The organism is Neisseria sp. P0022.S010 (assembly GCF_051956635.1).
Genome location: NZ_JBQCXF010000392.1, coordinates 1 through 2,798, shown reverse-complemented (window position 1 = coordinate 2,798; position 2,798 = coordinate 1). Strand labels below are relative to the sequence as shown.

At 48.5% G+C, this 2,798-nt stretch carries 2 protein-coding genes; both read left to right on the top strand.

Translation table 11 applies throughout. The features are described from left to right. On the top strand, positions 1-1,765 hold a 1,765-nt coding region (gene lepA / locus ACTHUT_RS17195; protein ID WP_440419177.1), incomplete at its 5' end, for a translation elongation factor 4. Then, on the top strand, positions 1,765-2,784 hold the full coding sequence (gene lepB, locus ACTHUT_RS17190; RefSeq protein ID WP_250600916.1) for a signal peptidase I: 1,020 nt from the start codon (positions 1,765-1,767) through the stop codon (positions 2,782-2,784). The genes lepA and lepB, both read left to right, overlap by 1 nt. Positions 2,785-2,798: the final 14 nt, after the last annotated feature.

Sequence of the window (2,798 nt, the reverse complement as noted above, 5' to 3'; positions counted from 1 at the left end):
TGCCCACATCGACCATGGTAAATCGACGCTTGCCGACCGTTTTATCCAATACTGCGGCGGTTTGGATTTGCGCGAAATGAGTACGCAGGTGCTCGACTCCATGGACATCGAAAAAGAGCGCGGCATTACCATTAAAGCACAAACCGCCGCGCTCAACTATAAAGCACGCGATGGGCAGGTGTATCAGCTCAATCTGATTGATACTCCGGGACACGTCGACTTCTCTTATGAAGTATCCCGTTCGCTGTCGGCTTGCGAAGGCGCGCTTTTGGTGGTCGATGCGTCTCAAGGTGTAGAAGCGCAAACCGTGGCGAACTGTTATACCGCGATTGATTTGGGCGTGGAAGTTGTGCCTGTTTTGAACAAAATCGACTTGCCTGCTGCAGAACCCGAGCGCGTGGAGCAGGAAATTGAAGACATTATCGGCATTGATGCCGTTGGCGCGGTGCAGTGTTCTGCCAAAAGCGGCATTGGTGTGGAAGATGTTTTGGAAGAAATCGTTGCCAAAATCCCTGCGCCGACTGGCGATGAAAATGCGCCGTTGCAAGCAGTTATTGTCGATTCGTGGTTTGACAACTACGTTGGCGTGGTCATGCTGATTCGTGTGAAAAACGGCACCATCAAGCTGAAAGACAAAGTGCGCTTTATGAGCACCAAGGCGGAAACGCAGGTTGAGCAGCTGGGCGTATTCACGCCAAAATCAGTTCAAAAACAAGAACTCAAAGCTGGCGAAGTAGGCTTTTTGATTACCGGCGTAAAAGAATTGGGTCAGGCAAAAGTCGGCGATACGGTTACTTTGGTTGCCAACCCTGCCTCTGAACCGCTGCCCGGCTTCCAAGAAGTACAAAGCCAGGTATTTGCAGGTCTTTATCCGGTGGAAAGCCACGACTATGAGGCTTTGCGCGATGCTCTGGAAAAATTGCAGCTGAACGATGCTTCGTTGAAATTTGAGCCTGAAGTTTCCCAAGCATTGGGCTTCGGCTTCCGTTGCGGCTTCTTGGGCCTGTTACACTTGGAAATCGTGCAGGAGCGTTTGGAGCGCGAGTTCGACATGGACTTGATTACCACTGCGCCAACGGTGGTTTATGAGGTTGTGTTGAAAAACGGCGAGAAAATCGAAGTTGAAAACCCGTCCAAACTGCCTGAAATCAGCACCATCGAAACCATTCTTGAGCCGATTATCACGGCGACCATTCTTGTGCCGCAGGAATATGTCGGCAATGTCATGACTTTGTGTAACCAAAAGCGCGGCGTTCAGGTCAATATGCAATACATGGGTCGCCAAGTCATGCTGACTTATGATTTGCCGATGAACGAAGTCGTGATGGACTTCTTCGACAAACTCAAATCCACTTCGCGCGGTTATGCTTCTTTGGACTACCATTTCAAAGAATTCCAACCGTCTGATTTGATTAAGCTCGACATTATGGTTAACGGCGAAAAAGTCGATGCCCTGAGCCTGATTGTGCACCGTCAAAGTGCCGTTCACCGCGGTCGCGAGCTGGCATCGAAAATGCGCGAACTGATTCCGCGCCAGATGTTTGATATTGCCGTACAGGCCGCCATCGGCAGTCAGATTATCGCCCGCGAAAACGTTAAAGCACTGCGTAAAAACGTTTTGGCGAAATGTTACGGCGGCGATATTACGCGTAAGAAAAAACTTCTTGAAAAACAAAAAGCAGGCAAACGCCGCATGAAACAAGTGGGCAATGTGGAAATCCCGCAAAGCGCGTTCTTGGCGATTCTGCAAGTGAGTGATAAATAATGAGTATAAATCTAACTTTAGGCGCAATCGTTGTACTGCTGGCCGGCTTGTTCCTCAACTTCAAAAGCAGCAAAGAGCGTCAGGAAAACGGCGAATGGAGCTCCGGCCTACAATGGAGTTATCTCCTGTGCATGGTCGGCGTATTCGGCATTTTGTCCGAGTTTATGAGCTTTACCGCCGTATTGCTGGTGTTTGTCGTGTTCACCGGTATTGTTTGGGCAATCCATAAAGGCCGTCTGAAAAAAAGCGAGACCGGCGAAGACAATGCGCATTTTACCGACTATATGGGTGGTTTTTTCCCCATCATCTTAGTTATCTTTGTGTTGCGCAGCTTTATTGCCGAGCCGTTCCAAATTCCGTCCAGCTCCATGCGTCCGGGCTTGGTCAAAGGCGATTTTATCTTGGTGAACAAATTCTCTTACGGTATCCGCCTGCCGATTTTGAATAAGGTCATTATCCCTGTCGGCAACATTGCCCGAGGCGATGTCGTGGTGTTCAATTACCCACTTCAGCCTGAGATGAATTATATCAAGCGCATCGTCGGTATTCCGGGCGACGTTGTGGAATACCGTGATAAGGTTTTGACTGTTAACGGTGAAATTATTTCCGAAAAACCAAACGGCAATTATCAATACGCAGATGATACCGATCCGTCTATGATTCATACGCTTGAGCGTTTTCATACTGCCTTGAACGGCAAAAACTTTGACGTTGTCAAAGAGGCCGGTCAGCCTTCCGTATCTATTGCTGTATTGAACAAATACACCTCCGAAGTGATGCCTGAAAGCAATTACTCGCTTGAAGCAAGCGGTTTGGAAAATTGCGAATACGCAGAAGACGGCAATGGCTTTATCTGTAAAGTTCCCGAAGGCCGTTATTTCGCGATGGGCGACAACCGCGACAACAGCGCCGATTCCCGTTATTGGGGATTTGTTGATGATAAACTGATTGTCGGTAAAGCCTTCTTTGTTTGGATGAACTTTGGCGAACTCAGCCGTATCGGTAGCAGTATCAAATAAGCAATAAACAGATT

What these genes read in the sequence shown, in the direction of transcription:
- lepB (WP_250600916.1), top strand. Translation starts at nt 1,765, where the DNA reads ATGAGTATAAATCTAACTTTAGGCGCAATCGTTGTACTGCTGGCCGGC.